A 25,077-nucleotide genomic window follows, 5' to 3' on the forward strand; every position below is an offset into this window, starting at 1 on the left:
GGGCCGGGCCCGTCCCGCCGCCGCGCACCGCCCGCGGCGCTCCTGGACCGCCGGCCCCTCGGCCCGCGACGCCCTCTCACGACAACGCACTGCCGACGACGCACCGCTGACGGCGCATCGCCGTCGTGCCCCTCGCCTTCTTGCGCCCACGAACACCTCTGGAGATGTGTCATGTCCAAGACCAGCCTTCGCCGTACCGCCGCACTGACCACCGCCGCCGCGTTCCTCCCGGTCAGCCTCGCGCTGGGCGCCTCCCCGGCCTCCGCCAGCGTCGGCACCTCCATCGCCGCCACCGCGGCGGCCAACCTGGGCAAGGGCGCCTGTTCGACCAACAGCGCCGGCGGCACCGCCTACTACAGCAGCTGCACGGGCAACGGCGGCAGCCCCGAGGCGTGGTGCGCAGACTTCGCCAAGTGGGTCTGGGCGCAGAACGGCGTCGACGTGCGCGGCCTCACCCCGGCGGCCGGCAGCTTCGGCACCTACAACGGCGGCCTGCACAGCACCCCGCAGGTCGGCGACGCGGTCCTGTACAACTACAACTACAACGGCTACGCCGACCACGTGGCGATCGTGACGGCCGTGGGCAACGGCACGATCACCACCATCGGCGGCAACGAGGGCGGGGTCAGCGGCAACTGGTCCGCCACCTCCAGGGTCAAGCAGTCGGCGACCCACAGCTCCGCCATCGGCTACAGCTGGGGTGGCCAGCGCATCAGCGGCTACGTGTCGCCGAGCGGCGGCACCGACGCCGGCGGCACCACGACCACCCCGACCCCGGTCGCGCCCAACCACGTGTACGACAACGTCCGCTTCGCCAACGGCAACTGGCAGGGCGCCGCCCTCGCCGACGCCGGTGCGGACGTGTCCCAGGTCGTCACCGCGGCCCTGCCCAACGGCGACATGCACGTCGTCACCCTGAGCAACGGCAAGGTGTACGACAACGTCCGCTTCGCCAACGGCACCTGGCAGGGTGCCGCCCTCGCCGACGGCGCCGGCACCATCACCTCGATCGCGGCCGTCGGCATGCCGAACGGCGACATGCACCTGACGACCGTGTCCAACGGCAACGTGTACGACAACGTCCGCTTCGCCAACGGCAGCTGGCAGGGCGCCGCCCTCGCCGACGCCGGCGGCAAGGTGGCCCAGGCCGCGGTCGCGGCCCTGCCCAACGGCGACATGCACCTGGTCACCCTGAGCAGCGGCAAGGTGTACGACAACGTCCGCTTCGCCAACGGCAGCTGGCAGGGCGCCGCGGTCGCCGACGACAGCGGCAAGGTCGGCGCGATTTCGGTGGCCGGCATGCCCAACGGCGACATGCACCTGGTGACCGTGAGCGACCGCAACGTGTACGACAACATCCGCTTCGCCAACGGCAACTGGCAGGGCGCCGCCCTCGCCGACGCCGGCGGCGCGGTCGGCCAGGCCGCGATCACCGCCCTGCCCAACGGCGACATGCACCTCGTCACCCTGAGCAACGGCAAGGTGTACGACAACGTCCGCTTCGCCAACGGCACCTGGCAGGGCGCCGCGGTCGCCGACGACAGCGGCAAGGTGAACGCCATCGCCGCGACCGGCATGCCCAACGGCGACATGCACCTGAACACCCTGGCCAACTGACGCCCCGCTCCGCGCAGCCGCCCGGTCCCGCCGAGGGACCGGGCGGCTGCCCGCTTTCGTGCGGCTGGATGCCGCACCCTCGCCCGCGCCCGCGCCGCACGGCCGGCCGACCGGTCAGCGGTGGGCGGCGGCCAGGGAGCGGAGCTGGACGTGGACGGCGGCGGGCTCGGTGCCGGTGAGGGCGGCGACCTCGGCGGCGGACAGGTCGAGGACCAGGTGCAGCAGCAGGACGTCCTGCTGGGTGGCGGTGAGGTGGGCGACCGGGCCGAGCGGCCGGGGGCCGGCCAGCGTACAGACGCGGCGGCGCACGGCCTGCCAGGCGCAGGCCGCCGGACTGGCGGTGGACAGGGCGTCGAGCCAGTGGCCGCCGAGTTCCTCGAAGGCGTCGCGGACGGCCAGTCGCGCGTCGGCGACCGGCAGGAGCAGCGTGGCGTAGTCGAGGTAGTGGCGCAGGTGGAGGTCGTGCAGCGCCCACAGGCCCAGGGCGGGCCCGGGGCCGGCCGGACGGCGTGGTGGTGTCGGCATGGTGGTGTCCCGAGGTGGCGCGGGTGGGTGCTGGTCCGCGGCCGGGGCGCGGGTGGCGCGCCCCGGCCGCGGACCGGGTCACACGAGCACCGACGGGCTGTCGTCGGTGCCTTCGCGGCCCGCCGCAGCGGGGTGACCGGGGCTCTCGTCCCGGTCGGCGGCAAGGCTGTTGCGCAGGGTCGCCCACAGCCGGAACAGGATGTCCGTCGGGGTTCCGGCGCTGGAGGACTGCATGGCCCGGGCGAACTCGCTCTGGTGCGTGCGCGAGTTGACCGGCAGCAGGGTGCGGGCGTTGTTCGTCCGGTCCCAGGCCGCCGCCCACAGGGCGCGGCGGGCCTCCCTGACCCCGCAGACCTCCATGTAGGCGAGGAAGACGGGTTTGCGCAGCGGAGCCTCGCCCTTGAGGACCAGGGCCAGGGTGCTGGAGGGCAGGCGTCCGCCCCGGTCGCGGGCCCGGCGGTCCAGTTCCCGCAGGGAGGGCCAGTCGGCCTTGCGGCGCATCTCGTGCATCGCGCGGCGCAGGTCGGCGAAGGAGTCGACCTGTTCGGGGTCGACCCGCCGGGGTGCGCGCAGCCGTCGGCTTCCCGAGGGGCGGGGCACGTGGGCCCAGTAGTTGGCCTGGACCCACTTGCGCCGGGCCGTCTTGAGGTCGCCGCCGCATTCGCGGGTGACGGCCTCGACGACCTTCCAGCTCGGTACGGAGCGCCCGCCGGCGGCCCGTTGCAGGGTGGTGGGGTGGTAGTTGGTCCGAGCGGCAAGCTGACGGTACGTCAACCCGGCTTGTTCTCGCTGCTGTCGCAGCCAGGCGGCCAGCCGGCCCAGCGCCGGCTCGGTCGCCTCGATCGGTTTCTCTCGGCGTCCCATCGCAGACAGGCGCTTTTCCTAGGCCCGCTCCCGTCGGAGCCTTACGGCCAACAGGCAACCGCCCGTGGCCAGTTCGAGCGCGGCCCCGGTCGACATTCCCGTCGTCACCAGGGCGGCGGCCAGCGCGACCACCAGGACGACCACGACGACGACCACGGCCGTCTCACCGACCGCGAGCGGCCGGTACGGGCGCGGGCGCAGCGGTACCGGTTCCGCTGCCGCGCAGTGGGTAGGGGTGTGGGCGCGCTTGTTCCGTTTCCTCGCCATCGAGGAGGCCTCCATATCACTGTCCACTCCAACTGGCGGGCACTTGTGCGGTTGGCGTCGCACTGGATGCCCGGTGGCATCACACTTTGTCAGGCGTACGGGTGATTCCCAATCGGTTCGGTGAACATCGCGGAGATTGATGCGCCACGGTCCAGGTCCCTGGCCGCAATCTCGTGAACGCCCTATCAGGAAGTCACAGTTCAGCGAAATGAAACCGGATTTTGATGCGCCTTTGTGCAGCATGCCCTTGTGAGCCGTCCTGGCTGGATGTGACGATTTGCAGCGGCGTCACCCGGACCCGCGGGTCCGGAACCCGGGGGCGCTGTTCACTCCAACAATTCGGGAACATCGGCAGCGGGCCGTGTTGGCGCATGGGTCCGTCCGAACAGCAGAGACCGCCCGGCCCTGGTGGCCCGAGCGGTCTCTCTGCGTTCTCCCCCGCGCGCAGCGGCCGCCGGGCGCCGGACGCCGGGCTACCGGAGGTAGTGCTCGATCGCATCCGCTCCGCGTGCCGCCCCGCCGCTGCGCAGGACGGCACGGCGCATGGCCGCGAGGTTGGCGCGCACGGCCGGGTCCGAGGCGACCCTGTCGACCGCCGCCCGCAGGGTCTCGGCGCTCACCGTGTCGGCGTCCAGGCGTTCGCCGAGCCCGAGTTCCACCAGGCGCCCGGCGTTGGCGGCCTGCTCGGGGGTCTGTGGGACGGCGACGAGGCCGACCCCGTAGTGCAGCGCCTCCATGACCGAGTTCATCCCGGCGTGCGTCACGAAGGCGCGGGCCCGGCGGAGCACTGCCAGTTGCGGGAAGTGCGGCCGCAGGTCCGTCCGTCCCGGGGCGGTGGTGCCCAGTGCGGCGGCGTGCGCGTCGCCGACGGTCATCGCCAGCTGCCAGGGCCCGTCGGCGATCGCGGCGACGCAGGCGCGGTGGAACTCCGGGCGGCCGGCGAGGACGGTGCCCAGGGACACGTACAGCAGAGGTGCGTCGGGGTCGGGTGGGGACCACTGCTCGGCCTCTTCCGCCTGCTCGCGCCTGCCCAGCGAGGGGCCGATGAAGTGGAAGCGTCCGTCGAAGCTGTCGGCGGCCGGCTGGAACTCCCGTGGCACGAAGACGAGGTTGAGCCCGTCGGCCGTGGTCATGGTGTCGGCGGGCGTGAGCGGGACGCCGTGCTCGGCGGAGAAGGCCGCGCAGTCGGCGGCGAGCAGGGCCGCCGTGGGGTGGCCGGCGTCGAGCCCGGCGGTCAACTGCCGGTCCAGCGAGTACGTCTCGTTCGAGGCGAGGTGGGGGAAGCACTGCACGGCGGGGATGCCGAGCCGGCGGGCGACGGTCCGGGCGGGCCAGTTCGTCGTGTCGTAGCAGATCGCGTCCACCGGCTGTGCGGCGCAGTGGCGTTGCAGCACCGGGTAGGCCGCGCTCAGGGCCGCGAAGTAGTGGCGCAGCCAGTCGCCGACGGCCTGCGGTCCGATCCTCGCCGGCGGTGTGAACGGTGCGGGCGGCGGGAGTTCCACCCAGTGCGCGCTGGCGCCGGTGACGGCTGCAGCGTGGTCCGCCCCGGTGGCGTAGTCCACCCGGTGGCCGCGCCGTACGAGTTCCTCGACCAGCGGCAGCGTCGGGTTGATGTGGCCGTGTCCGGTCAGGGTCATGAAGAGCAGGTTCTTCGGCACGGCTGCCACCCTGACAGCATCGGCGGTGCGGTTCCACTGAGTTGGCGTGCGCGGGAAGTCGTGGCACGGCTCCGGTGGCCGGTGTCGACGGCACGCTGTGATGACATCACCCTGACGCACACAACGGTCAGGCCCGGTGCGCGAACGTCAGGTCGTGACCGGTCAGCTCGCAGCTGGCCGCCCACAGCCGTGCGGCGGTCGCGGTGTCGGTCAGGTGGTTCCAGGGCGGCTCGATCCTGGGCGTACCGCGCAGCCCGAACGCGCGGGGGCTCCACATCTGGCCGCCGCGCACGCCCGGGTCGAGCACGGCCCGGACGGCGGGCCATGCGGCGGCGTCCTTGCCCTGGACGACGAGCCCGAGCGGCAGGTGGCGCAGCCGCTCGGCGGCGGTCCGGACGTGGACCGGCGGGCGCGAGGGGGTGAGGGAGTCGAGTGCGCCGCCGGGGTGGACGAGCACGCTCAGCGTCGTGCTGCGGGCGGCGCGCAGGCGGCGGTCGAGTTCGAGGGCGAAGAGCATCTGGGCCAGCTTGGAGCGCGCGTAGGCGCGCTTGGGCCGGTAGTCGTGCGCGCTCTGGAGGTCGTCGAGGTCCAGGTGTTCGGACTTGGCGGCGAAGCTTCCGGTCGTGACGATCCGGCTCCCGGGAGTGGCCGCGAGCAGGGGTGCCAGGTGGTGGGTCAGCGCGAAGTGCCCCAGGTGGTTGGTGGCGAACATCAGCTCGTGCCCGTCGACGGTTTCGCGGCGCGGCGGATGGTCGAGCGCCACGCCGGCGTTGTGGACGACCGCGTCGAGACGGTCCAGCCCGAGCGCGTCCACGGTGGCCGGCAGTGAGGCGAGGTCGGCCAGGTCCAGGGGCACGTGCGCCAGCCGGGCGCCGGGGACGCGCGAGCCGACGGAGGCGATCGCCGCCTGCGCCTTCTCCGGGTCGCGGCTGCCGAGGACGACCGTGGCCCCGGTGGCGGCGAGTTGCTCGGCGACGAAGTACCCGATGCCCGCGTTGCCGCCGGTGACCAGGAAGTTCTTTCCCTCGGCGCGGGGCAGCCGGTGGACGTCCCACGGTGGGGCCTGAGGCAGGGAAGGCATGGCGGGCTCCTGGAACTCGGAGTGGCGATCCGGCGGTACGGGCGGTACCGCACGTCGCAGCCGGTCACGCCCGGTTCCCACAGTCCCGGAGGCCACTCACACCCCACCGGCAGCTCACCGTCCGCGCTGTCAGGCGACCGGCACCGGGCGGGCCCAGGGCGCAGGAAGTCGGCAGGGTCGACTTCCTGCGCGGGGCAAGGGGCGCGCGAAGGGGGCGCGCGGCGTGACGCTGTGCAAGCAAAAGATCGCGTTCCGGTACTGGCGGCCGGAATGCGGGGTTACGGTGGCGTCCGAATACACGTGTTGGGCACGTGGCGCGCAAGCTGGGGGCAGTGATGGCACAGCGGAAGATCAAGCGGGGGCCGACGGCGAGCTCCGCGATCATGTTCGGCGAAGAGGTCCGCTACGCGCGCGAGTTGGCGGGCTACACCCAGGAGGATCTGGGCAAGCTCCTGCACCTCGACCGGACGGTGATCTCGCGGACCGAGAGCGGACGACGGAAGCCGACGGTCGAGGAGGTCGAGGAACTCGACCAACTACTGAACACCGGCGGGCTGCTGAGGCGGCTGTACGACCGGGTCGACTGGAGCGCGCAGATCGAGCATCCGGACTGGTTCCAGAGCCATGCAGACTCGGAGGCCGAGGCGGTCGGAGCCCACGTGTTCCAGACCGACTACATGCACGGGCTGCTTCAGTGCCGGGACTACGCCCGAGCGATGTTCGAGGCGGGCGGGACCGATGAACGCCCTGGAGTGATCGAGGAGCGGGTCGCGGCGAGGCTCGCACGGCAGGGACGTTTCCTCGCCGAGGGCGGGCCGCAGTTGGTGGTCCTCCTCGACGAGAGCGCCCTTCGATCGGTGGTCGGCGGGCCGAAGGTGATGGCGCGGCAGATGCAGCACCTGATGGACATCGCCCGACGCGAGAACATCGTCGTTCAGGTGGTGCCGTTCACGGCTCGGGCGACGATCATCAAGATCCCCATGGTCCTTCTGGAGATGCCGGATGGCCGGCATTCGGTGTACTCGGAGAGCCTCGACAGGGGCAGTCCCTGCGACGATCCGACCATCGTTTCCGGGCACCGGCGCCGCTATGATCGCCTCCGTGGCGATGCGCTAACAGCGGGCGAGTCGCTGGTGCTGTTCGCCGAGGCACTCGAAGGGTTCAGAGATGATGCGGAACGAGCTCGACGCGACCAGCTGGCGCAAGAGCAGCTACAGCGGCCCGGACGGCGGCGACTGCATCGAGGTGGCCCCCGGATTCCCCGGCCTCGTCCCCGTACGTGACTCCAAGGACCCCAACGGCCCGGCCCTCGTTTTCCCGGCCACCGCATGGCGCGCCTTCATCGCGGCCGTTCGCGAGGGCGAGTTCGCTGGTTAGCGCCGCTCCCTCGACGCCCCGTGACCGCCCCGCGTGCCGGCCGACCGCATAGCGGCGGCCGGCACGCGGCGCTCGTTCAGGAGGAAGGGTGCCCCGGCAGGATGCCGGTTCGGTCAGTCCCGGCTGCGGGCCAGCAGCGCAGCCGAGTTCGGGTCGCCGACGAGGGTCGCCACCGCCCCCTTGACCACGGTCAGCGCGGCCGGCAGTGCCGCTACCGCCGCCGCCTTGAGTGCGCTGAACGACGTCAGGTCGAACCTGTCGGCCAGCAGCAGGCCGAGAAACGCCGCGGCGTACGTGGCGACGGTGCGCTCGACCAGGTCGATGATGAGCTTCCGCATGGTCAGGACTCCTTCGGGGTGAAGGTGGTGAGGTGCACGGTCATGGGCGCCCGGGTGGCGGCCGTTCGCCGGGGGCATGCCGTCCTGCCGGACCGCGGTGGGTGCCGGGGCCTGCCCGGGTCGGGTCCGGTCCGGGCGGTAGGGGGTCCGGGTACGGTGGCGCCGCGCGGGCCGTTGGGGTCGGCGGGTCGGAGGGCGTGCGCCATCGGGGGGGTGGCGCCTGTGGTGTACACGTTCGCGCGGGTCGGATCCGACGACGGGCTCGGCGTCGATTCGTTGCCGGGTTCAGCCCTGCGCACGCCTCACCCCGGCCGAACGCTCAGTTCCACGGCGCGCCGGGCCCCACCCGGATCACCGGGCGCGTCGAGCCGCCGTCCACCTGGCCATCTAATCTGACGGCATGACTCAAGCTCTGATGAACCGCTACCGCAATGCCGTGGAACCGCTGCTGGAACCGGGCGAGCACCTGTTGGACGTCGCGACGGTGGTGCCGGTGGCCGGGGCGCGCGGGGTCGGGGACGGGATGGGGGCACGGGTCGGCAACAAGCTGGGGCAACTCGGCGCGGTGTCAGGGCAGTCGGGCAGCCTCGCGAGCGGCTTTCCGACGACGACGGGCGGGGCGCGGACCAGGCTGCTGGCCGTCACCGACCGCCGGACCGCGTTCGTCACGACGCTGGACGTCCGCAAGGCAGGCCAGCTGCTGTGGCACGCTCCGCGGCAGCTGGTCCTGCGGGTGGAGCGGCGCCCGAGGCTGCAGGCGATGGCTCGGTTCCGGCTGCACTTCGCGGACGGCTCGGCGGTGTCGATGTACACCGCGCGGCGCCGCACGATCGAGGCCCTCGCCGATCACCTCGGACGTTAGGGCCCGGGACCTCCGGGTCCTCCGGGCCCGCCGCCCGCGATCCCCGGCACCCGAGAGCGAGCCCGCACGCTCGCGAACGGCCGGCGTACGCCGCCAGGTGCCGGTACGACACGGCAATGCTCCGTGTCCGCCCCACGCGATACGGTTCGTGGTCTCGCAACCGGAGGTGGGGCATGGGGCGTTGGGGAATCGGGGCGGAGCACGCCGAACTGCGCCGGCGTCGGGCCGAGCGGCAGCGCCTGGCGGCCGAACAGGGCTTGGACTTCCGCGAGGAGAGCCCGGAACTGGCCGAGCGCTGGCGCGGCGCCGTACTCGCCGGCGGCCGCGACGCCACGCCTCGCGCCCGGTTCGCGGCCGGCGGCGAACTCGACGGCCACCAGGTCACCGTGTTCGACTGGGTGCTCGGCCCGACCGGCGACGGCATACGCGCGGTCTACCTGGTCGAACTCCCCCAACCGCTCCCCTTGGTGGTGGTCTCCCGCCACACGCTGGGCATCGACACGGTGCTGCCGCTGCTACGCCGCAGCGTCCTGGAGACCGGCCACCACCTGTACCAGAGCGGCGACCTCGCGTACGACGCCGTCCACCTGGTCGACACCACCGATCCCGATGTCGCCGCACGCCTGCTGACCCCCACCGTCCGGGAGTACGCCGACGACCGCCGCTGGCTGGAGTGGCGCGTGGACGGCCGCTGGCTCTGCTACGTCGGCAACGACGGGCCCTCGGCAAGGACCGAGCAGCCGCTGTCCGTCCTGCGCTCGCTGACCCGCCTCGTCGAACTCGCCGACCCGGCCCTGTGGGGCGACCGCCGCCCCGAGCGGACGCACACCTCCCCCGCCGCCACGACACCACCGCCCACAACTATGCCCACGCCCACGGCCACCGGCCCGGCCGCCATGTACCGCGGCGGGCCTGCCCACACCGGCGTCCACCCCGAAGCCGCGGCCCCGCCCGGCTTCCGGCCCTGGAGCGTCCGTCTGCCCGACCGCCCCGGCTCCGCCCCCGTGGTCTGCGCCGGGACCCTCTACCAGACCGCCGGAGAGCACTGCTACGCCCTGGACGCGCTCACCGGCGAACTGCGCTGGCGCCACCGCGCACAGGACCGGATGACCCGCACCCCGGCCGTCGCGGACGGCACCGTCCACCTGGTCGGCGAGGACGGTCTGCTGCGCGCGCTCGGCACCGCCGACGGCGTCGAGCGCTGGAACACCCGCGTCGGCACCTCGGCCGCGCCCACCGTCGCCGACGGCGTGGTCTACGCCGTGAGCATGTCGGAGTTCTCGCTGCACCACACCCGCTCCAGCACGCTGGTCGCGACGGACGCGCGCTCCGGCCGAAGGCGGTGGGAGCAGCACCTGCCGGACGGCTCCTGCTCGGCGGCTGGGGTGGCCCAGGGCCTCGTCTATGTCACGGGCGTCAAGGGGCAGTTGGGTGCCTTCCGAGTGGAGGACGGCAAGCGGTCCTGGTACGACGACAACGCCGAGCGCTACCTCGCCCTGTGCTCGCCGAGCGTCGCGGACGGCACCGTCTACCTCGGCACCGGCGCCGGTCTGGTGCACGCCTTCGACGCGGCCACCGGCAAGCGGCGCTGGGGCGTCGAGGTCGGCGGCGGTGCGATCGACGACAGCCCGGCGATCACGGACGACCTGGTCCTCGTCGGCGACTCCCGGACCGGCGTCCACGCCCTGGAGCGGGCCACCGGCATGCGGCGCTGGCACCTCGCCGGCCCGCACGGGGCCTCCGCCGTCACGGTCAGCGGCGCCAACGCCTGGGTGGTCGGCGCGGCCCGCAACCGCGCGCTGATGCGGATCGACCCGGCCACCGGCACGGTGCACTGGCGGCGGGCCCTGGACGCCACGGCCGGCAGCCCGGTCTACGCGGACGGCGTGGTGTACGTGACCACCGCCAAGGGCACCGTCCTGGCGCTCGACGCCCTCACCGGCCGCCGCCCCGGCCTGCGGCAGCGCAGCCGGCGGATCGCCTGACGGCGGCGCCCCCGGCGGGACCACCTCGGTGGCTCTGACCGGATCTGTATGAACGGGCGTGTTGTTGCAGCTCGGCGGTCCGGCAATTGAACTCAGCCGGCGGCGCTCACCAGTTGTTCTGCCTTGGCGGCCGCTTCGTCGGCACTGGTGGTTTCGAGTTCCGCCGAGTACGACCCGTCGTGCGATGTCTGGACGTAGACGAGATAGCGCCCTTCGGGGACGAGCGCGATGGCGATGGCGAGGATGTCTCCGTCGCCGAGCCACCACTGGGGCCCTGTGCTGAACCGAAGCGATGCATGACTCGTGAACGGGTAGTAGCGGCCCAGCGAGGTGTTTCTCGCGGCGAGGACCAGGTCCTGCAGGATGGGCGGAACCCACGACCGGCCGGGAATCCGGCACAAGTCGTCCTGTTCCGCTGCTGCTTGGGTCTGGAAGTCCCACGCCTCGCTCAAAGGGTCGCTCACGCCTGGAATTCTGCCGTGGTTGTCCGTCTCCGGGAAGGTGTCGCTTTGATCCGGCGGAGCGGTCGGGCTGGTCCAGGACGCGAACGCGGGGAAGACGGAAGGGCGCCCGCCGCCCCAGTCCCGGCGGACGCGCTCGGCAACTGGTCAGGCACGGAGGGGAGTTGAGCACAGGAGCGGATTGCGGGGCCGGGCGCGGGCGGGGCAGGGTGTGGGCGCAGACGCGCGTGCGACCCGAGAGGATCCCCTGCTGGTGAAGAAGCTGCTGAAGGACGTGGCGACGAGCCTCGTCTACCTCGTCGTCATGCTGGTGAACCCGCTCCTCAACGGCGTGCAGGAGCTGCGGGCGCTGCACTGGCCCACCGAGCGGCGCAAGCTCAAGCTGGTCGACTCGCCGACGGCGCGGGCGGCCCGGGCGGCGGAGCGGGAGCGGATCCGGGGGCTGGTCGAGGCGCTGGGGGCGGTGGAGGGGGTCGAGCACGTGCTGACCCAGGTCCTGGACCAGTCCACCCGCCCGACGTTCCACGGCTCGGACCACCCCGGACACACGCTGCTGGTCTGCCGGATCTACGCCCGCGCCTACTTCGTGGTCCGGGAGGACGTCCTCGACGTCCTGCCCCGGATCGCGGCGGCGGACGTGGCCGAGTGGCAGGCCCACGGCCAGGGGCCGGATCCGAGCGGGAGCCTCGACCACGCGCTGCGCTGGTACCGCGACGGCGGCATCGACGCCAACGGCTGGCGGATGGGCTCCCCCTGCCTGTCCAGCCCCGGCGTGACGCTGACCTGGGACCGGCCCGGGATCCCGCCACGGGACCCGATTCCGGCGGGCCCGTACATCAACCGGCTCTTCGTGCTGGAGCAGACCCCGCCGGACGCGGACGCGGCGCAGCTGTTGAGCGAGGTCCGCGCGGACGGGCGGGGCGTGGTCCTGGAGCTGGTGTTCGGCGCGAACTGGGTCGCCTACTGCCAGTACCACAAGGTGGCGCGCGGCGGTTTCCTGGGGCGCGGGCGGCGCTGAGCCGGGCTTTCTTGGGGCAGGGGCCTTTTCGGGCAGCGCCCGGACCGGCCGGGGAAGGCCGTCCGGGCGTCCTCACCCGTTCAGCCGCGGCTCAGCACTGGGGGCGGCGGCCGTGGTTGGCCCCGCGCCTGGCCCTGGCCTTCTTCTTGCGGCGGCGCTTCGACGACATGGCCACTCCTCTCGCGACCGGGACACTCCCGGGGTACCACCGTTCCACACCCGGGCGGACCCGGCCCGTCGGGCGGCTGCGCGCGGGCCTCAGGCGCCGTCGCCCGCCAGGGCCGCCCGCCAGGCCGGGCTGTCCACGTAGTGGTTGTCGAAGCGTTCCGCCGAGGCGGCGATCGCGCCCGGGTCGCTCTCGCCGCGCATGACGCTGCCCAGCAGGCGCAGGTAGTCGAAGCGGTCCATGCCGGGGGTGAACACGCACAGCACGTCGGCCTCGGCGCCCGGGGCGGCGGCGAAGGCGTGCGGGGTGTGCGGGGGCACGGCGAGGAAGTCGCCCGCGCCCAGCACGGTGACCTCCTCGCCGACCAGCACCCGCAACGAGCCGCTGATCACGAAGAAGAGCTCCCACGCCCGGGTGTGGAGGTGGGCGGGCGCTCCGGCGGCGCCGGCGGCGAAGGTGGAGCGGTAGACGGTGAAGCCGCCCTCCGCCGGGGCCGAGTCGGCCAGCAGCGTCATGGTGGCGCTCGGGTCGGTGCAGGTCTCGGCCTCGGCGCAGCGGGTCAGTACGGGGGCGGCGGTGTTCTTCGTCGTCGTCATGTGACCAACCTACGGCCGGAAAGACCCCCGATCATGTGGCAATCAGCGACCGTTTACGTGGGTCAATTCCCTCCTGTGCCCGGGCGACACAGGAGGCCCGGGACCGGGGTCCGGGGGCTCCTCCGCCGCGTCGGGAAAGGTCAGTCGGGGAGGTTGCCGTTGCCGCCCAGGTTCGCCGCCATGCGGCGCAGCACGTTGATCGTGGTCACGAATTCGTCGGTGTCGATGCCCTCGTGGGCGCGCTCGTTGATCTTCAGGTTGCGTTCGCGGGCGCGCAGGCGGCCGGCCTCGCCTTCCGCGGTCAGCGTGAACGCCCCGGCGGCGTCCTCGGTCAGCCAGCCGCGGGTGATCAGGTCGTCGAAGACGGCGTCGAAGGCGGTGTCCTGGTCGTCGTACGGGGTGAGCCGCTCGATCAGGGTCGTGCGGGTCCATCCGCCGGGGCGGCCGGCCGCGTGGTTGAGTGTCCACCAGTGCGGCTGGGTGAGGCCTTCCACGGCCAGCTGCTTGCGCAGGCCTTCCACCACCACGCGGCGGTAGACCTCGCCCGTCCAGGCCCCGATGGGCTGGGCGGCGATGATCTGCGGCTCGTAGGTCTTGATCGTCATGTCCGGTGCTCCTTCAACTGATCGTCAGGACGCGACCGACCGTAGGACCTCAAGCCGACTTGAGGTCAAGGCGAATCCGGGGGCCTGATCCCTGTGGTGGTCAACTCCCTTCTAGGCTGGCCCACATGAAGACCGCACCGGCGCTCGCCACCGCTCTCGCCCTGTCCGCGGCCACCGTGCTCACCGCGGCCGGCCCTGCCTCCTCGGCTCCGTCGGCCGCCTCGGACCCGCTGGAGCGCTACCACCGCCAGCCGCTCGCCTGGGCCGTCTGCCAGGACCCGCAGCTGGCGGCCGCCGGCGCCGAGTGCGCGGCCCTGACCGTCCCGCTGGACTACCGAGAGCCGCGGGGCCGCACCCTGTCGCTCGCCGTCTCCCGGGTCCGGTCCGCCGACCCCGCGGGGCGCCGCGGCATACTCCAGACCAACCCCGGCGGCCCCGGCGAGCGCGGGCTGGGCATGCCGGTCGCGCTGCGGGAGCAGATGGCGCCCGGGACGGCGGCGGCCTTCGACATCGTCGGCATGGACCCGCGCGGGGTCGGCGCCGGCGGCGGCCTGGACTGCGGTCTCACGCGCGGCACTTGGCTTCGCTCGGCCGGCGCCGGCAGGGCGGGCTTCGAGCAGGCCTGGCGCATGGCCAAGGCCGACGCGGACGCCTGCTGGAACAAGTACCCCGACCTGCTGCCGCACCTGACCACCCGCAACACCGCCCGGGACGTCGACGTGCTGCGCGCGGCGATGGGCGAGCAGCGGACCTCCTTCTTCGGGCAGTCCTACGGCGCGCTGCTGGGCGCGGTGTACGCGCAGTTGTTCCCGCAGCGCGTCGACCGGCTGGTGCTGGACAGCGCGCTCGACCCGGCGCGGTACGGCATCGGGGCGTTCCAGGACATGGCCGGTGCCAACGAGCGTGCCCTGGACGGCTTTTCCGCCTGGGCCGCGCCGCAGGACGCCGTCTACCGTCTGGGCTCCACCCCGGCGGCGGTGCGGGCGACCGTCGAGGACCTGGTGCGCCGGGCCGAGGCCGCGCCGATCGCCGTCGACGGCTACCGGCTCGACGGCGCCCTGCTGCCGGTCCTGCTCGCGTTCTGCCAGGGCGACGACCGCGACAACGCCGCCTACGCGGACGTGCTGCGGCAGCTGCTGGACGCCGCCGACGGCAAGCCGGTCCAGGCGGGCCCGGCGCTGCACGAGTTGCTGACCGTGCTCCTCGCCCCGGGCCCGGACGGCGGCGTCGGTCTCTCGTCCACGGTCGGCATCCTGTGCGACGACGTGGCGATGCCGCGCTCGTCCGCGTGGTACCGCGAGGCCGTCGGGCGCTCCCGCGCCGCCGAGCCGGTCTTCGGCCCGGTGTACAACGGCCCCACCCCGTGCGCTTCCTGGCGCAGCGCCCCGCTGGAGCCGCCCGTCGAGGTGCGCAACGCCGTCCCCGCCCTCCAGCTCCACGCCACCGGCGACAGCCACGCCCCCTACCAGGGCGCGCTCGCCCTGCACTCCCGTCTGCCCGGCTCCCGCCTGGTCACCGTCCCGGGCCGCGTCCACACCCTCTACCTCAACGGCTACGACGCGTGCGCCGACCGGGCCGTCGACGCCTACCTGTCGACGGGCGTGCTGCCGGCCGCGGACACCGTCTGCTGACCAGGGCGGTCCTGCGGCCGGTCTGCGGCTGCGGCGGTGCCGTCGTCCGCTACCGCCGGGGCGCCGGCGGGGCCACCTTCGCGAGCCAGGAGGTCAGCAGGCGGTTGACCTCCCGGGGGCGTTCCTGCTGGACCCAGTGGCCGCAGCCGTCCAGGATGTGGGAGGAGAGCAGGCCGGGGAGCGTGGCCGGGTGGGCGTCGATGGCGTCGGCCATCCAGGTCGTGGAGGCGTCCAGGGCGCCGCCGACGAACAGGGACGGCTGGGTGAGGGGGGATCCGTCGAGGTCGGCGAGGTCCTCCCAGTCGCGGTCCATGTTCCGGTAGCGGTTGAGTGCTCCGGTCATGCCGGTGCGCTCGAACTCCCCGGCGTAGTGGTCGAGATCGGCTTCGGTGAGCCAGGAGGGCAGCCGGTCCGCGGGGAACCGCTCGCGCAGTGTCCCGCCGCCGCTGACGAAGTGCGGGTCGGGCTGCCCCGGCGCCGGCATGGTGTCGGCGGACAGGGCGGCGTAGAACCCGGCGAGCCAGCCCCGGACGTCGGGTTCGATCTCGGCCTCGGCCCGGCCCGGCTCCTGGAAGTAGGAGACGTAGAACTCCTGCTCCCCGGCCCCTTGGCCGCCGCTCATCCGCGCGAAGACGTCGCTGGGGCGGGGGCCGCCGGGCGGGGTGTAGGGGACGCTGAGCAGGCCCACCGCGTGGAAGACCTCGGGGTGGAGCAGGGCGGAGGCGGCCGCGATGTTCGCGCCCCAGTCGTGCCCGATGATCACCGCCGTCCGCTCGCCCAGGGCGTGCACCAGGGCGAGGTTGTCCTCGACGAGGGCGCGCATCTGGTACTCCCGCGTCGCGGAGGGCCTGGAGGACCGGCCGTAGCCGCGCACGTCGAGTGCGACCGCGCGGTGCCCCGCCGCGGCGAGGGCCGGGAGCTGGTGGCGCCAGGAGTACCAGGACTCGGGGAAGCCGTGGACGAGCAGGACCAGCGGCCCGGCGCCCTGCTCGACCAGGTGCAGCCGTCCGGCGGGGGCGTCGACGGTGCGGTGGCGCAGGCCTGTGGACGGTTCGGGCTGGTGCATGGCTTCTCCTCGGGGTGCCGGTGGCCGCGGTTGCGCACCGATCATGCGGTGCGGCGGCCGGGGGATGCGACCGGCCTTGACGTTTTGGCAAACTTGCAGGACAGGGGCGGTCTGCGTGGGCCCCGCACCGAGGAGGGGAGGAGTCGCGATGGCCGAGGACGACATCACCGGCGTGCCGGCCGAGGACGGCATCGCCGGTGTGCTGGCCGCCATGGGGGACCGGCTGCGGGCCGTACGGGAACGGCACGGCCACACCCTCACCGAGGCGAGCCGCGCGACCGGCGTCGGCCTCAGCACGCTGTCGCGGGTCGAGAACGGCCGGCGCAAGCCGAACCTGGAACTGCTGCTGCACCTGGCGAGGGCCTACGGCGTCTCGTTGGACGAGCTCGCCGGCCTCGCGCCCGCCGCGCCGCGCGAGGCGCCCCGGCCCGTCCCCCGCCGCCCGGCGGACGGCAAGGCGGTGCTGCCGTTGACCCGGTACGTCGGGGGTCTGCACGCCCACAAGCACGTCCTGCCCGCCACCGACGACCCGCCGTCGCGGCCACGGCAGGTGTCGCACGAGGGGTACGAGTGGCTGTGTGTGCTCTCCGGCCGCTTGTGGCTGGCGCTCGGCGAACACGACCTCGTCCTCACCGCCGGGGAGGTCGCCGAGTTCGACACCCGCACCCCGCACGGGGTCGCCAACGCCGGACGCGGCGGGCCGGCCGAATACCTGATCATGTTCGGACCGCAGGGCGAACGCCTGCGCCCGCGCGTGCGTCCGACGGCCGACTGAGGCGGCGCCACGGCCCGCGAGGGGTGTTGCGGGAACTCCCGTGCCCGACCCGCCGTCAACGGCCCGCGGCGGCCTCCCGCAGGAACGCCCCGAAGGCCTCGACCGCCGGCGGCACCCGCTGCCCGCGCCGCGTCACGGTGTACACCTGCCGCACCGGGGTGTCGTCCGGGTGCAGCGGGATGAGGGCGATGCCGGGGCGGCCGACGCGGGCGGCCAGGGAGGGGATGAGGGTGGCGCCCAGTCCCGCTGCGACCAGGCCGAGTTTGGCGGTCCAGGCGGAGACCGCGTACTCGATGCGGGGCTGGAAGCCGCTGCGGACGCAGGCGGCGAGGAGGGTGGATTCGGCGTGCCGGCGGGCGGCGATCCACGGTTCGTCGGCGAGGTCGGCCAGCCGCAGGCGGCGGCGTCCGGCGAGGCGGTGCCCGCGCGGGAGGGCGACCAGCACCGGGTCCTCCATCAGCGGACGGAAGTCGAACTGATCGCCTTCGTCGGCGAGTTCGGTGTACGAGGCGACCAGGGCGAGGTCGATCGCGTCCTCGCGCAGCAGGTCCAGCAGGTGCGCTGCCAGCCCCTCGGTGAGGCTGATCGCCACGTCCGGGTGGGCGGCGCGGAAAGCGGCGAGGGCGCCGGGGACGAGGGCGGCATTGGCGCTGTCGAAGGCGCCCACCCGCAGCCTCCCGGCGGTGAGTTCGGTGAGCGCGTCCAGGTCGCGCCGGGTGGTGTCGAGCCGCTCCAGCATCGCCTCGGCGTGCGGCAGCAGCGCACGTCCGTGCTCGGTCAGCCGCACGCCGCGCGCCAGCCGGTCGAACAGTGGCGTGCCCAACTCCCGTTCCAGGGTGGCGATCTGCCGGGAGATCGCGGACTGGGTGAAGCCCAGCCGCTCGCCGGCGGCGGTGAAGGAGCCCAGGTGCGCGACGGTGCGGAAGACGTCCAGCCAAGCCATGTCCATCCGGCATGACTACCATGCGGGACATTCGCTTGTCGCCTGGCTCATGGCTTCCTAGCGTGGTGGCCATGAAGAAGATCGCTTTTCTGGGGCTGGGCCGGATGGGCCTGCCGATGGCCCGTCGACTCGCCGCCGCCGGCTACCCGTTGACCGTCTGGAACCGCTCCCCCGGCCGCGCCGGGGACCTCACCGAGGCCGCCACCCCGGCCGGGGCCGTGCGCGGCGCGGACGTCGTCGTCACCATGCTGTCCGACCCGGCGGCCGTCGCCGAGGTGGCCGGACGGTTCACGGCCGAGCTGGCTCCGGGCACGCTGTGGATCGACATGTCCTCGATCGGCCCGGAGGCCACCGCCGGCCTGCGCGCCCGACTGCCCGACGGCGTCGTCCTGGTGGACGCCCCGGTGATCGGCAGCGTGGGCCCGGCCGCCACCGGCGACCTGGTGGTCTTCGCGGGCGGCGAGGGCGCCGACCTGGACCGCGCGCAGCCCGTCCTGGAGCACCTGGGCCGGGTGCGGCGCTGCGGCGGCCCGGGCTCGGGCGCGGCGCTGAAGGTGGTGGTGATCGGCGCGATCGTCGCCTGCGTCACCGCGCTTGGCGACGTCCTCGCGGCGGGCGAGGAGTTGGGCGTTCCGCGGGAGCAGGCGCGGGAGGTGCTGTCGGCCGGGCCGCTCGCGGGGGTGGCGGCCCGGGCGTTCAGCACGGAGTCGGACTTCCCGGTCCGCCTCGCCGCCAAGGACCTCGCCCTGGCCGGCGGCGGCCCGGTGCTGACGGCGGCCCGCGAGGTGTTGCTGGCGCACCCGTCGATCGCCGAGCAGGACCTGTCGGCGGTGGTGGGGGCGCTGCGCCGGACGGCACGGGCCGCGACCACCGCCTGAACTCCGGCAGGAAAGCGCCCGCCCGATCGCGGGGCCCGCGCCCGACGGCCCGTGGCGTCGTGGCGGCGGGCGACAACCACCACCCGAAACCCCGGCGCCGGACCCATCCGCCGAGGCGAGCCCCACGCCCCACCACCCCGCCTCGAATCCCCCACCCGTCAACACCAGCCCCCGCAAACTCACCCGATCGAGCGCCCGGCGCTCAGGAACACCCCGGCGGCCCGTAGCGTCGTGACGACGGGCGGCCCGGGGCTGCTCAGGAGGGATGGCGGGAGTGCGGGTCGGGCGAGTGCCGGGGCTGGTGGCGGCAGTGGTGCTGGTGCTGGTGGCGGGGTGCGGCGGCACGCCGCCGCAGAGCGGGGACGTCCCACCGCCGGGGCGGGACGACGGACAGCCATTGGCACTGGTGTACCGGGGGCCGGCGGCCTGCGAGGGGTGCCCGGAGGCGGCAGAGGGGCTGCTGGAGCGGGCCGGGTTCGCGGTGCGGTTCGTCGGGCCCGGGGAGCAGGTGCGGTTCGGCCCGGCGGCGCTGACGGGCGTGGCGCTGTACGTGCAGCCCGGCGGCACCAACGGGCAGGAGGTGGCCACCGCGTGGAGCCTGCTGGCGCGCGACCCGGGCTTCTCCCCGGACCTGGTGCGCACCTACGTCCGCGGCGGCGGGCGCTTCCTGGGGCTGTGCATGGGCGGTTACCTGGCCGGCGACCCGGGATTCGACCTCCTGCCGGGCGACTCCGGGCAGTACATCCGCTCCCCGGATGCGACCGTCACCGACGAGCGGGACCGCCTGGTCGACGTCCTGTGGCGCGGCCGCCCACAGCGGATGTACTTCCAGGACGGCCCGTACTTCGACCTCGACGGCCCGGGCACGGACGTGCTCGCCCGCTACCCCAACGGCCGCGCCGCCGCCGCCGTCACCCCGTACGGGCGGGGCCGGGTCGCGGTCAGCGGCCCGCATCCGGAGGCACCCGCCGAGTGGTACCGCGACTACGAGCTGCCCGACCAGTCGCAGGCCGGCCTCGCCCTGGGCGAGGACCTGCTGCGCACCCTGATGGCCGACCCGACCGCCCCGGCGTCCACGCCCACGCCCACGCCCGCACGCTGATCCTGCCGTCCCGTCGGCCGACCCGGCCGCCCTGCCCGTCCGTCAGCCGATCACCGCGTCCACCTCGACCTCGACCAGCCACCGCTCGTCGATGAAGCGCGACACCTCCACGAAGGTGGTGACCGGGCGGATCTGCGCGAAGCGCTCGCCGTGGGCGCGCGCGGCCTCCCGCCACTGGCTCATGTCGGTGAGCATGATGCGGGTCCGCACCACGTCCGCGAGCGTGGCGCCCGCCTCCCGCAGGGCGGCCTCGGCGATGTCCAGGCAGCGGACGGTCTGGGCGTGGACGTCGCCCTGGCCGACCGTCGTGCCGTCATCGCCGAGCGGGGCGGTGCCCGCGACCGCGACGTGGTTCCCCTTGCGCACGGCCCGGGAGAAGCCGATCCGCGGTTCGAGGGGGGAGCCGGAACTGACTGTCTGTCGAGTGCTGTCCATCGCACCATGGTGCCGCACCGGGGTGCGCGTCGAGCCGTGATCACGTGCGCGTCGGACGAGGCCTTCGGTGACCGGCCCCGCTCGGCGCCGGCCCCGGGCAGTGCACTAGTGCACCTGGCGGGCCGCCCGCCTGCACGAAGGCTCCCGCAGGCCGCCCGACCTGCCGCAAGGCACTTCACCGCACTAGTGCACCAGCCTCAAATCCCGCAGCAAAAAGGCTTGTTGGGGGAATGCGTACGGCGTACATTCCTCCGCATGGACAACCGCACCACCGACACCGACATCCTCGTCTCCGGCGCCGGCATCGCCGGTCCCGCCCTCGCCTACTGGCTGCGCCGCCACGGCTTCACCCCCACCGTCGTCGAGCGCGCCCCCGCCCCGCGCCCCGGCGGGCAGGCCGTCGACCTGCGCGGCGCCGGGCGCACCGTGATCGAGCGGATGGGCCTGATGGAGCGGGCCCGCGCGCTGTGCGTCGAGCAGCGCGGCATGGCCCTGGTCGACCGGCGCGGGCGGACCACCGCCCGGATACCCGTCGAGCTGTTCGAGGGCGAGGGCATCGTCTCCGAGATCGAGATCCTCCGCGGCGACCTCGCCGACCTGCTGCGCGAGGCCACCGACGGCGTCGAGTACCTCTGGGACGACACCGTCACCGCGCTCGACCAGCACGCCGACGGCGTCACCGTCACCTTCGAGAACGCCCCCGCCCGCCGCTTCGCCCTGGTCGTCGGCGCGGACGGGCTGCACTCCGCGGTCCGCCGCCTCGCCTTCCCGGGCGACGGCGCCCACCACCGCCCCCTCGGCGGCTACCACGCCTGGTTCACCGTCCACGACCCCGCCCTCGCCCTCGCCCTCGACGGCTGGTTCCTGATGTACAACGCCCCCGGCGGCCTGGTCGCCGGTGCCCGCCCCGGACGGCTGCCCGGCGAGGTCAAGGCCTCCCTCGGCCTGCGCTGCGCGCCCCTGGCGTACGACCGCCGCGACACCGCCGCCCAGCGGCGCCTGCTCGCCGAGCGCTTCGCCGGCGCCGGCTGGGAGGTCGACCGGCTGCTCGCCGGGATGCACACCGCCGGGGACTTCGCCTTCGACTCCTTCGGCCAGATCCGCCTCGACCACTACAGCCGCGGCCGTGTCGCCCTGCTCGGCGACGCCGGCTACAGCCCCAGCCCCCTCACCGGCCTCGGCACCAGCCTCGCCCTGGTCGGCGCCTACCTGCTGGCCGGCGAACTCGCCGCCGCCGCGGGCGACTTCCGCCGCGCCTTCGCCCGCTACGAGGAGCTGATGCGCCCCTACGTGACCCGCGCCCAGGAACTGCCGCCCGGCGGCCTGAACGGCTACGCGCCCGACAGCGCCCTGATGATCCGACTGCGCGCCGCCTCCATGCGCTGGATGGGCCGCTGGCCGCTGCGCCCCGTCCTGGCCGCCCAGTTCGCCAAGGCCGGCGACATCGCCCTGCCCGACTACCCCGTCCCGGCCCGCTCCGCCTGAACCCGCACCCCGCGCACCCGTGCGGGCCGGATCGAACGCCCCCTTGCGCCGCCGGATCCGGCCCGTCCGACCGCCGCCGCGCGCCTACGGCCGGCCGCTACTTCGTACGCGGCTGGTTGAAGCGCAGCATGTTGCCCGACGGGTCGCGGAAGGCGCAGTCGCGCACCCCGTAGGGCTGGTCCATCGGCTCCTGCAGGACCTCGGCGCCGGCCGCCCGCAGCCGCTCGAAGGTGGCGTCGCAGTCGTCGGTGCGGAAGATGACGCCGCGCAGCAGCCCCTTGGCGAGGAGTTCGGCGGCGGCCTGGCGGTCGCTCTCGGAGGCGTGCGGGTCGGCCAGCGGGGGCTCCAGGACGATCTCGACGCCGGGCTGGTCGGGCGATCCGACGGTGACCCAGCGCATGCCCTCGAAGCCGACGTCGTTGCGCACCTCGAAGCCGAGGACGTCCCGGTAGAAGGCGAGCGCCCGGTCGTGGTCGTCGACGGCGATGAAGCACTGCGCGAGTTCGATGCTCATGCCCGTCACGCTACGGGAGCACCGGGGGCGCCGTCCCGCCGGGCGCCCTTCGCCGCCTCCTTCGCCGTCTCCTTCGCTTCCGCGCGCCGCACCGGACGGGTGCGGATCTTGGCGATGCAGGCCGGGATCGCCGCGCCCTCCTCGTGGTCGCCGGCCCGGTAGGCGCTGGGGCTCTGCCCGACCAGCTCGGTGAAGCGGGTACTGAAGGAGCCCAGCGAGGTGCAGCCCACCGCCATGCACACCTCGGTCACGCTCAGGTCCCCGCGCCGCAGCAGCGCCTTGGCCCGCTCGATCCGGCGGGTCATGAGGTAGCTGTACGGGGTCTCGCCGTAGGCGGCACGGAAGCTGCGCGAGAAGTGGCCGGAGGACATCAGCGCGGTGCGCGCCAGCGCCGGCACGTCCAGCGGCTGCGCGTACTCGCGGTCCATCCGGTCCCGGGCCCGGCGCAGCCGCACGAGGTCGTCGAGCGGCACGCGGTTCGCGGGGGACACACGGGAGGGTGGGGACGAGGTGGACACACCGGCCACCGTACCGAGTGCCACCGACAGACGGCTTGCCCACCCGGTGTCCCCCGCACGGCGCAGCCCGCTCGCGCCCGCCCTGCCGCGCCGACCACCCTGGAGCAACGGCCGGACGGCGGAAAGGGCGGCAGGGGTGGACGGCGACGACCAGCGATCCGCCGCCCCGCGCGCGCCCGGCAACCGGACGGTGGCCCTCGGCGTGCTGGCCGCCACCGCCGTCGCGCTGCTCGTCCAGGCGGTCAGCGGCACCGGCTCGCGCCTGGTGCTGCTGCTGGTGTTCCTGCCCGCGCTGCTGGCGGGCCTGGGCACCGTCGCCCAGACGGTGGCCGTCTCGGTGTGGGTGACCGCCGTGGTCGTGGTCCACTCGGTGCTGTTCCCGCCCGGCGACCTGACGGCCCGGCTGGGCACCCTGCTGGGCGTGATCGCCGCCGAGGGCGCGGTGATCGGCCTGTGCGCGCGGCGGGTGCGGCGCGAGCGGCAGCTGTCCCGGATGCGGCAGAGCGCCGTCGCCCTCCAGCGCCAGCTGCTGCGCCCGCTGCCCGTCACCACGTCGGACGTGCGCCTGGACGGGCTGTACCGGCCGGTGGAGCAGGACGCCCTGGTCGGCGGCGACCTGTACGACATCGCCGCCACCCCGCACGGCACCCGGGTGCTGGTCGGCGATGTCCAGGGCAAGGGCCTGCCCGCGATCGGGACGGGCTTCGCGGTGCTGAGCGCCTTCCGGGAGGCGGCCTTCCGCGAGCCGCACCTGGCCGCCGTCGCCGACGCCCTGGAGGCGGCGGTGGAGCGGCACAACGCCTACGCGGTGCAGAGCGGCGAGCAGGAACGGTTCGTCACGGCCACCGTGCTGTGCGTCCGCGGCCCCGGCGGGGAGGAGGAGCGCTCCGCCACCGAGGTGCGGGCCGTCAACTGCGGCCATCTCTCCCCCTACCTGCTGCACCCGGACGGCCGCGTCGAGCCCGTCCCGCTGGATCCCGGGATCCCGCTGGGCCTCGCCGCGCTGGCCGCCCCCACCGGCGGCCTGCGGCCCGTGCGGCGCTTCGCGCTGCCCGGGGACGGAGTACTGGTGCTGCTCACCGACGGCATCACCGAGGCCCAGGACGCCTCCGGCATGTTCTACCCGGTCGAACGGGGCCTGGCCGACCTCGCCGCCACCCCCGCCGACGCCCTGCCCGAGGCCCTCGACCGACGGGCCCGCCACTGGAGCGGCGGCCACAGCCGCGACGACGTCACCGTCCTCGCCGTGCGCCCCGCCCGTAGCCGCCCGGCCGCCGACGGCGGGTCGCGTCCGCCGTCCGCACCGTGACCCCCGGCTGCGGGCTCCACCTGCGGCGATCTAGGGTGCTGGCATGATCCCCACACCGATATCCGCACCCGAGCCCGGCCCGGTCTCCCCCCGGGCGGACGGCTCGCCGCAAGGCCCGACGGACGACTTCCTGACCGACCCCGCCCAGGCACTGCGGGTGATGATGGAGGGCAACGCCCGCTTCGTCGCGGGCAACCCCGAGCACCCCAACCAGGACGCCGGGCGCCGCGCGGCGCTCGCCCCGGCGCAGCGGCCCTTCGCGGTGCTGTTCGGCTGTTCGGACTCCCGGCTGGCCGCCGAGATCATCTTCGACCGGGGTCTGGGCGACCTGTTCGTGGTGCGCACCGCCGGGCACGTCACCGGTGCGGAGGCGCTGGGCAGCATCGAGTACGGGGTGGGCGTGCTGGACTGCCCGCTGGTGGTGGTGCTGGGGCACGACTCCTGCGGTGCGGTGGCGGCGGCGCTGGACTCCCTGGAGCAGGGGCGGCTGCCGGGCGGCTTCGTCCGGGACGTGGTGGAGCGGGTGACCCCGAGCGTGCTGTCCGCCAGGGCGGCGGGCATCGAGGACCGGGACGGGATCGTGGACGAGCACATCCGTCAGACCGTGGACCTGCTGGTGGAGCGCTCGCAGACGCTGGCCGCCCGGATCGCCGAGGGGAAGGTGGCGGTGGTGGGCCTGTCCTACCGGCTGCGCGACGGCCGGGCCCGGCTGGTCGCCGCCCAGGGGCCGGTGGGCTGACGGCGGGTCCGCCGCCCGTCCTCGGGACCCGGATGTCCGGCCGAACGGGATGTCCGGCCCTTCCGCCGCCGGGGCCGGTGCCCGGGGTGGGCCGCGTCCACGGCCCACCCCGGCGCACCGCTCACCGCCGTACGCCCCCGCTCACGGCGCGATGGTCGCCCCGCAGGAGTCGCACACCCGCGTCGCGGGCAGCTGGAGGAAGCAGGTCGGGCAGATCGCCGGCGGGCGCGGCGGGGCGGTGGCGGCGGCCTTGCGCTCCACC

27 protein-coding genes are annotated in these 25,077 nt (G+C 74.2%); 13 read left to right on the plus strand and 14 right to left on the minus strand.

Annotated features, from left to right (window positions below):
- Nucleotides 1-171: 171 nt before the first annotated feature.
- Nucleotides 172-1,617, plus strand: coding sequence for a CHAP domain-containing protein (locus tag KS423_RS10965; RefSeq protein ID WP_224277723.1), 1,446 nt, complete (start codon nucleotides 172-174; stop codon nucleotides 1,615-1,617).
- A 114-nt stretch (nucleotides 1,618-1,731) separates the two neighbouring features.
- On the opposite strand, the gene KS423_RS10970 is transcribed toward KS423_RS10965, so the two are convergent.
- The 5 genes from KS423_RS10970 to KS423_RS10990 form a co-directional block, all read right to left on the minus strand.
- Nucleotides 1,732-2,142, minus strand: coding sequence for a sigma factor-like helix-turn-helix DNA-binding protein (locus KS423_RS10970; protein ID WP_224277725.1), 411 nt, complete (start codon nucleotides 2,140-2,142; stop codon nucleotides 1,732-1,734).
- A 78-nt stretch (nucleotides 2,143-2,220) separates the two neighbouring features.
- Complete coding sequence (locus tag KS423_RS10975) at nucleotides 2,221-3,006, minus strand: helix-turn-helix transcriptional regulator (protein WP_224277726.1); 786 nt, start codon at nucleotides 3,004-3,006, stop codon at nucleotides 2,221-2,223.
- An 18-nt stretch (nucleotides 3,007-3,024) separates the two neighbouring features.
- Entirely contained in the window at nucleotides 3,025-3,273 is a 249-nt protein-coding gene (locus KS423_RS10980; protein WP_224277728.1) for a hypothetical protein, read from the minus strand.
- A 473-nt stretch (nucleotides 3,274-3,746) separates the two neighbouring features.
- On the minus strand, nucleotides 3,747-4,940 hold the full coding sequence (locus KS423_RS10985; RefSeq protein ID WP_224277730.1) for a macrolide family glycosyltransferase: 1,194 nt from the start codon (nucleotides 4,938-4,940) through the stop codon (nucleotides 3,747-3,749).
- A 118-nt stretch (nucleotides 4,941-5,058) separates the two neighbouring features.
- Nucleotides 5,059-6,012, minus strand: a complete 954-nt coding sequence (locus KS423_RS10990; RefSeq protein WP_224277732.1) for an SDR family NAD(P)-dependent oxidoreductase — start codon at nucleotides 6,010-6,012, stop codon at nucleotides 5,059-5,061.
- A gap of 311 nt (nucleotides 6,013-6,323) precedes the next feature.
- Here KS423_RS10990 and KS423_RS10995 point away from each other — a divergent pair, with 311 nt between their 5' ends.
- Together KS423_RS10995 and KS423_RS47985 are read left to right on the plus strand one after the other, a co-directional pair.
- On the plus strand, nucleotides 6,324-7,295 hold the full coding sequence (locus KS423_RS10995) for a helix-turn-helix transcriptional regulator (RefSeq protein WP_308020167.1): 972 nt from the start codon (nucleotides 6,324-6,326) through the stop codon (nucleotides 7,293-7,295).
- Entirely contained in the window at nucleotides 7,258-7,389 is a 132-nt protein-coding gene (locus tag KS423_RS47985) for a DUF397 domain-containing protein (protein WP_308020168.1), read from the plus strand. The genes KS423_RS10995 and KS423_RS47985 overlap by 38 nt, the downstream gene beginning before the upstream one ends.
- Nucleotides 7,390-7,502: 113 nt before the next feature.
- Here the strand turns inward: KS423_RS47985 and KS423_RS11005 are convergent, their stop codons facing one another.
- The gene (locus tag KS423_RS11005) at nucleotides 7,503-7,727 is read right to left on the minus strand and encodes a holin (RefSeq protein WP_224277736.1); all 225 of its coding nucleotides are present in this window, start codon (nucleotides 7,725-7,727) and stop codon (nucleotides 7,503-7,505) included.
- Nucleotides 7,728-8,127: 400 nt separating this feature from the next.
- Between KS423_RS11005 and KS423_RS11010 the strand changes: the two genes are divergently transcribed.
- Both KS423_RS11010 and KS423_RS47290 read left to right on the plus strand, forming a co-directional pair.
- Nucleotides 8,128-8,589 (plus strand): hypothetical protein, encoded by a 462-nt coding sequence (locus KS423_RS11010; protein ID WP_224277738.1) that lies wholly within the window; start codon nucleotides 8,128-8,130, stop codon nucleotides 8,587-8,589.
- Nucleotides 8,590-8,762: 173 nt separating this feature from the next.
- Nucleotides 8,763-10,574 carry a PQQ-binding-like beta-propeller repeat protein gene (locus KS423_RS47290; protein ID WP_263454716.1) on the plus strand — a complete coding sequence of 604 codons (1,812 nt, stop codon included), beginning with the start codon at nucleotides 8,763-8,765 and terminating at the stop codon, nucleotides 10,572-10,574.
- Nucleotides 10,575-10,666: 92 nt separating this feature from the next.
- Here KS423_RS47290 and KS423_RS11020 read toward each other — a convergent pair whose 3' ends face one another.
- The gene (locus KS423_RS11020; RefSeq protein WP_224277747.1) at nucleotides 10,667-11,038 is read right to left on the minus strand and encodes a hypothetical protein; all 372 of its coding nucleotides are present in this window, start codon (nucleotides 11,036-11,038) and stop codon (nucleotides 10,667-10,669) included.
- 250 nt (nucleotides 11,039-11,288) lie between these two features.
- On the opposite strand from KS423_RS11020, the gene KS423_RS11025 reads away from it, so the two are divergent.
- A complete protein-coding gene (locus KS423_RS11025) occupies nucleotides 11,289-12,053 on the plus strand; it encodes a hypothetical protein (RefSeq protein WP_224277749.1) in 765 nt (254 codons plus the stop codon).
- Between the two features lie 258 nt (nucleotides 12,054-12,311).
- Here the strand turns inward: KS423_RS11025 and KS423_RS11030 are convergent, their stop codons facing one another.
- Together KS423_RS11030 and KS423_RS11035 are read right to left on the minus strand one after the other, a co-directional pair.
- A complete protein-coding gene (locus tag KS423_RS11030; RefSeq protein WP_224277751.1) occupies nucleotides 12,312-12,815 on the minus strand; it encodes a cupin domain-containing protein in 504 nt (167 codons plus the stop codon).
- A gap of 140 nt (nucleotides 12,816-12,955) precedes the next feature.
- Nucleotides 12,956-13,420 carry a MarR family transcriptional regulator gene (locus KS423_RS11035; protein WP_224277754.1) on the minus strand — a complete coding sequence of 155 codons (465 nt, stop codon included), beginning with the start codon at nucleotides 13,418-13,420 and terminating at the stop codon, nucleotides 12,956-12,958.
- 125 nt (nucleotides 13,421-13,545) lie between these two features.
- Between KS423_RS11035 and KS423_RS11040 the strand changes: the two genes are divergently transcribed.
- On the plus strand, nucleotides 13,546-15,051 hold the full coding sequence (locus tag KS423_RS11040; RefSeq protein ID WP_224277755.1) for an alpha/beta hydrolase: 1,506 nt from the start codon (nucleotides 13,546-13,548) through the stop codon (nucleotides 15,049-15,051).
- Nucleotides 15,052-15,100: 49 nt separating this feature from the next.
- Here KS423_RS11040 and KS423_RS11045 read toward each other — a convergent pair whose 3' ends face one another.
- On the minus strand, nucleotides 15,101-16,117 hold the full coding sequence (locus KS423_RS11045; RefSeq protein ID WP_224277757.1) for an alpha/beta fold hydrolase: 1,017 nt from the start codon (nucleotides 16,115-16,117) through the stop codon (nucleotides 15,101-15,103).
- 148 nt (nucleotides 16,118-16,265) lie between these two features.
- On the opposite strand from KS423_RS11045, the gene KS423_RS11050 reads away from it, so the two are divergent.
- Entirely contained in the window at nucleotides 16,266-16,892 is a 627-nt protein-coding gene (locus KS423_RS11050) for a helix-turn-helix domain-containing protein (RefSeq protein WP_224277759.1), read from the plus strand.
- Nucleotides 16,893-16,947: 55 nt separating this feature from the next.
- On the opposite strand, the gene KS423_RS11055 is transcribed toward KS423_RS11050, so the two are convergent.
- Nucleotides 16,948-17,841: a LysR family transcriptional regulator gene (locus KS423_RS11055; RefSeq protein WP_224277761.1), complete on the minus strand. Its 894-nt coding sequence runs from the start codon at nucleotides 17,839-17,841 to the stop codon at nucleotides 16,948-16,950.
- 65 nt (nucleotides 17,842-17,906) lie between these two features.
- On the opposite strand from KS423_RS11055, the gene KS423_RS11060 reads away from it, so the two are divergent.
- Nucleotides 17,907-18,713, plus strand: coding sequence for an NAD(P)-dependent oxidoreductase (locus KS423_RS11060; protein WP_224277763.1), 807 nt, complete (start codon nucleotides 17,907-17,909; stop codon nucleotides 18,711-18,713).
- Nucleotides 18,714-18,987: 274 nt separating this feature from the next.
- Nucleotides 18,988-19,815 (plus strand): hypothetical protein, encoded by an 828-nt coding sequence (locus KS423_RS11065; protein ID WP_224277765.1) that lies wholly within the window; start codon nucleotides 18,988-18,990, stop codon nucleotides 19,813-19,815.
- A 42-nt stretch (nucleotides 19,816-19,857) separates the two neighbouring features.
- On the opposite strand, the gene KS423_RS11070 is transcribed toward KS423_RS11065, so the two are convergent.
- Entirely contained in the window at nucleotides 19,858-20,250 is a 393-nt protein-coding gene (locus KS423_RS11070; RefSeq protein ID WP_224277767.1) for a RidA family protein, read from the minus strand.
- 255 nt (nucleotides 20,251-20,505) lie between these two features.
- On the opposite strand from KS423_RS11070, the gene KS423_RS11075 reads away from it, so the two are divergent.
- On the plus strand, nucleotides 20,506-21,735 hold the full coding sequence (locus KS423_RS11075) for an FAD-dependent monooxygenase (protein ID WP_224277769.1): 1,230 nt from the start codon (nucleotides 20,506-20,508) through the stop codon (nucleotides 21,733-21,735).
- Between the two features lie 97 nt (nucleotides 21,736-21,832).
- On the opposite strand, the gene KS423_RS11080 is transcribed toward KS423_RS11075, so the two are convergent.
- Both KS423_RS11080 and KS423_RS11085 read right to left on the minus strand, forming a co-directional pair.
- Complete coding sequence (locus KS423_RS11080; protein ID WP_224277771.1) at nucleotides 21,833-22,249, minus strand: VOC family protein; 417 nt, start codon at nucleotides 22,247-22,249, stop codon at nucleotides 21,833-21,835.
- A gap of 5 nt (nucleotides 22,250-22,254) precedes the next feature.
- A complete protein-coding gene (locus KS423_RS11085) occupies nucleotides 22,255-22,722 on the minus strand; it encodes a helix-turn-helix transcriptional regulator (RefSeq protein ID WP_224277777.1) in 468 nt (155 codons plus the stop codon).
- 37 nt (nucleotides 22,723-22,759) lie between these two features.
- Here KS423_RS11085 and KS423_RS11090 point away from each other — a divergent pair, with 37 nt between their 5' ends.
- Nucleotides 22,760-24,076 carry a PP2C family protein-serine/threonine phosphatase gene (locus KS423_RS11090; protein ID WP_224277773.1) on the plus strand — a complete coding sequence of 439 codons (1,317 nt, stop codon included), beginning with the start codon at nucleotides 22,760-22,762 and terminating at the stop codon, nucleotides 24,074-24,076.
- Between the two features lie 160 nt (nucleotides 24,077-24,236).
- Entirely contained in the window at nucleotides 24,237-24,815 is a 579-nt protein-coding gene (locus KS423_RS11095) for a carbonic anhydrase (protein WP_224277779.1), read from the plus strand.
- Nucleotides 24,816-25,077 lie beyond the last annotated feature (262 nt).

Origin of the sequence: Streptomyces sp. LS1784 (assembly GCF_020103755.1) — a bacterium.
In the GTDB taxonomy this organism is placed as follows: domain Bacteria; phylum Actinomycetota; class Actinomycetes; order Streptomycetales; family Streptomycetaceae; genus Kitasatospora.

Bases quoted from the DNA above. Each gene is read 5' to 3' on its own strand.
- KS423_RS10965 (WP_224277723.1), top strand. From the start codon at position 172: ATGTCCAAGACCAGCCTTCGCCGTACCGCCGCACTGACCACCGCCGCC.
- KS423_RS10970 (WP_224277725.1), bottom strand. From the start codon at position 2,142: ATGCCGACACCACCACGCCGTCCGGCCGGCCCCGGGCCCGCCCTGGGC.
- KS423_RS10975 (WP_224277726.1), bottom strand. From the start codon at position 3,006: ATGGGACGCCGAGAGAAACCGATCGAGGCGACCGAGCCGGCGCTGGGC.
- KS423_RS10980 (WP_224277728.1), bottom strand. From the start codon at position 3,273: ATGGCGAGGAAACGGAACAAGCGCGCCCACACCCCTACCCACTGCGCG.
- KS423_RS10990 (WP_224277732.1), bottom strand. From the start codon at position 6,012: ATGCCTTCCCTGCCTCAGGCCCCACCGTGGGACGTCCACCGGCTGCCC.
- KS423_RS11005 (WP_224277736.1), bottom strand. From the start codon at position 7,727: ATGCGGAAGCTCATCATCGACCTGGTCGAGCGCACCGTCGCCACGTAC.
- KS423_RS11010 (WP_224277738.1), top strand. From the start codon at position 8,128: ATGACTCAAGCTCTGATGAACCGCTACCGCAATGCCGTGGAACCGCTG.
- KS423_RS47290 (WP_263454716.1), top strand. From the start codon at position 8,763: ATGGGGCGTTGGGGAATCGGGGCGGAGCACGCCGAACTGCGCCGGCGT.
- KS423_RS11030 (WP_224277751.1), bottom strand. From the start codon at position 12,815: ATGACGACGACGAAGAACACCGCCGCCCCCGTACTGACCCGCTGCGCC.
- KS423_RS11035 (WP_224277754.1), bottom strand. From the start codon at position 13,420: ATGACGATCAAGACCTACGAGCCGCAGATCATCGCCGCCCAGCCCATC.
- KS423_RS11040 (WP_224277755.1), top strand. From the start codon at position 13,546: ATGAAGACCGCACCGGCGCTCGCCACCGCTCTCGCCCTGTCCGCGGCC.
- KS423_RS11045 (WP_224277757.1), bottom strand. From the start codon at position 16,117: ATGCACCAGCCCGAACCGTCCACAGGCCTGCGCCACCGCACCGTCGAC.
- KS423_RS11050 (WP_224277759.1), top strand. From the start codon at position 16,266: ATGGCCGAGGACGACATCACCGGCGTGCCGGCCGAGGACGGCATCGCC.
- KS423_RS11055 (WP_224277761.1), bottom strand. From the start codon at position 17,841: ATGGACATGGCTTGGCTGGACGTCTTCCGCACCGTCGCGCACCTGGGC.
- KS423_RS11060 (WP_224277763.1), top strand. From the start codon at position 17,907: ATGAAGAAGATCGCTTTTCTGGGGCTGGGCCGGATGGGCCTGCCGATG.
- KS423_RS11070 (WP_224277767.1), bottom strand. From the start codon at position 20,250: ATGGACAGCACTCGACAGACAGTCAGTTCCGGCTCCCCCCTCGAACCG.
- KS423_RS11075 (WP_224277769.1), top strand. From the start codon at position 20,506: ATGGACAACCGCACCACCGACACCGACATCCTCGTCTCCGGCGCCGGC.
- KS423_RS11080 (WP_224277771.1), bottom strand. From the start codon at position 22,249: ATGAGCATCGAACTCGCGCAGTGCTTCATCGCCGTCGACGACCACGAC.
- KS423_RS11095 (WP_224277779.1), top strand. From the start codon at position 24,237: ATGATGGAGGGCAACGCCCGCTTCGTCGCGGGCAACCCCGAGCACCCC.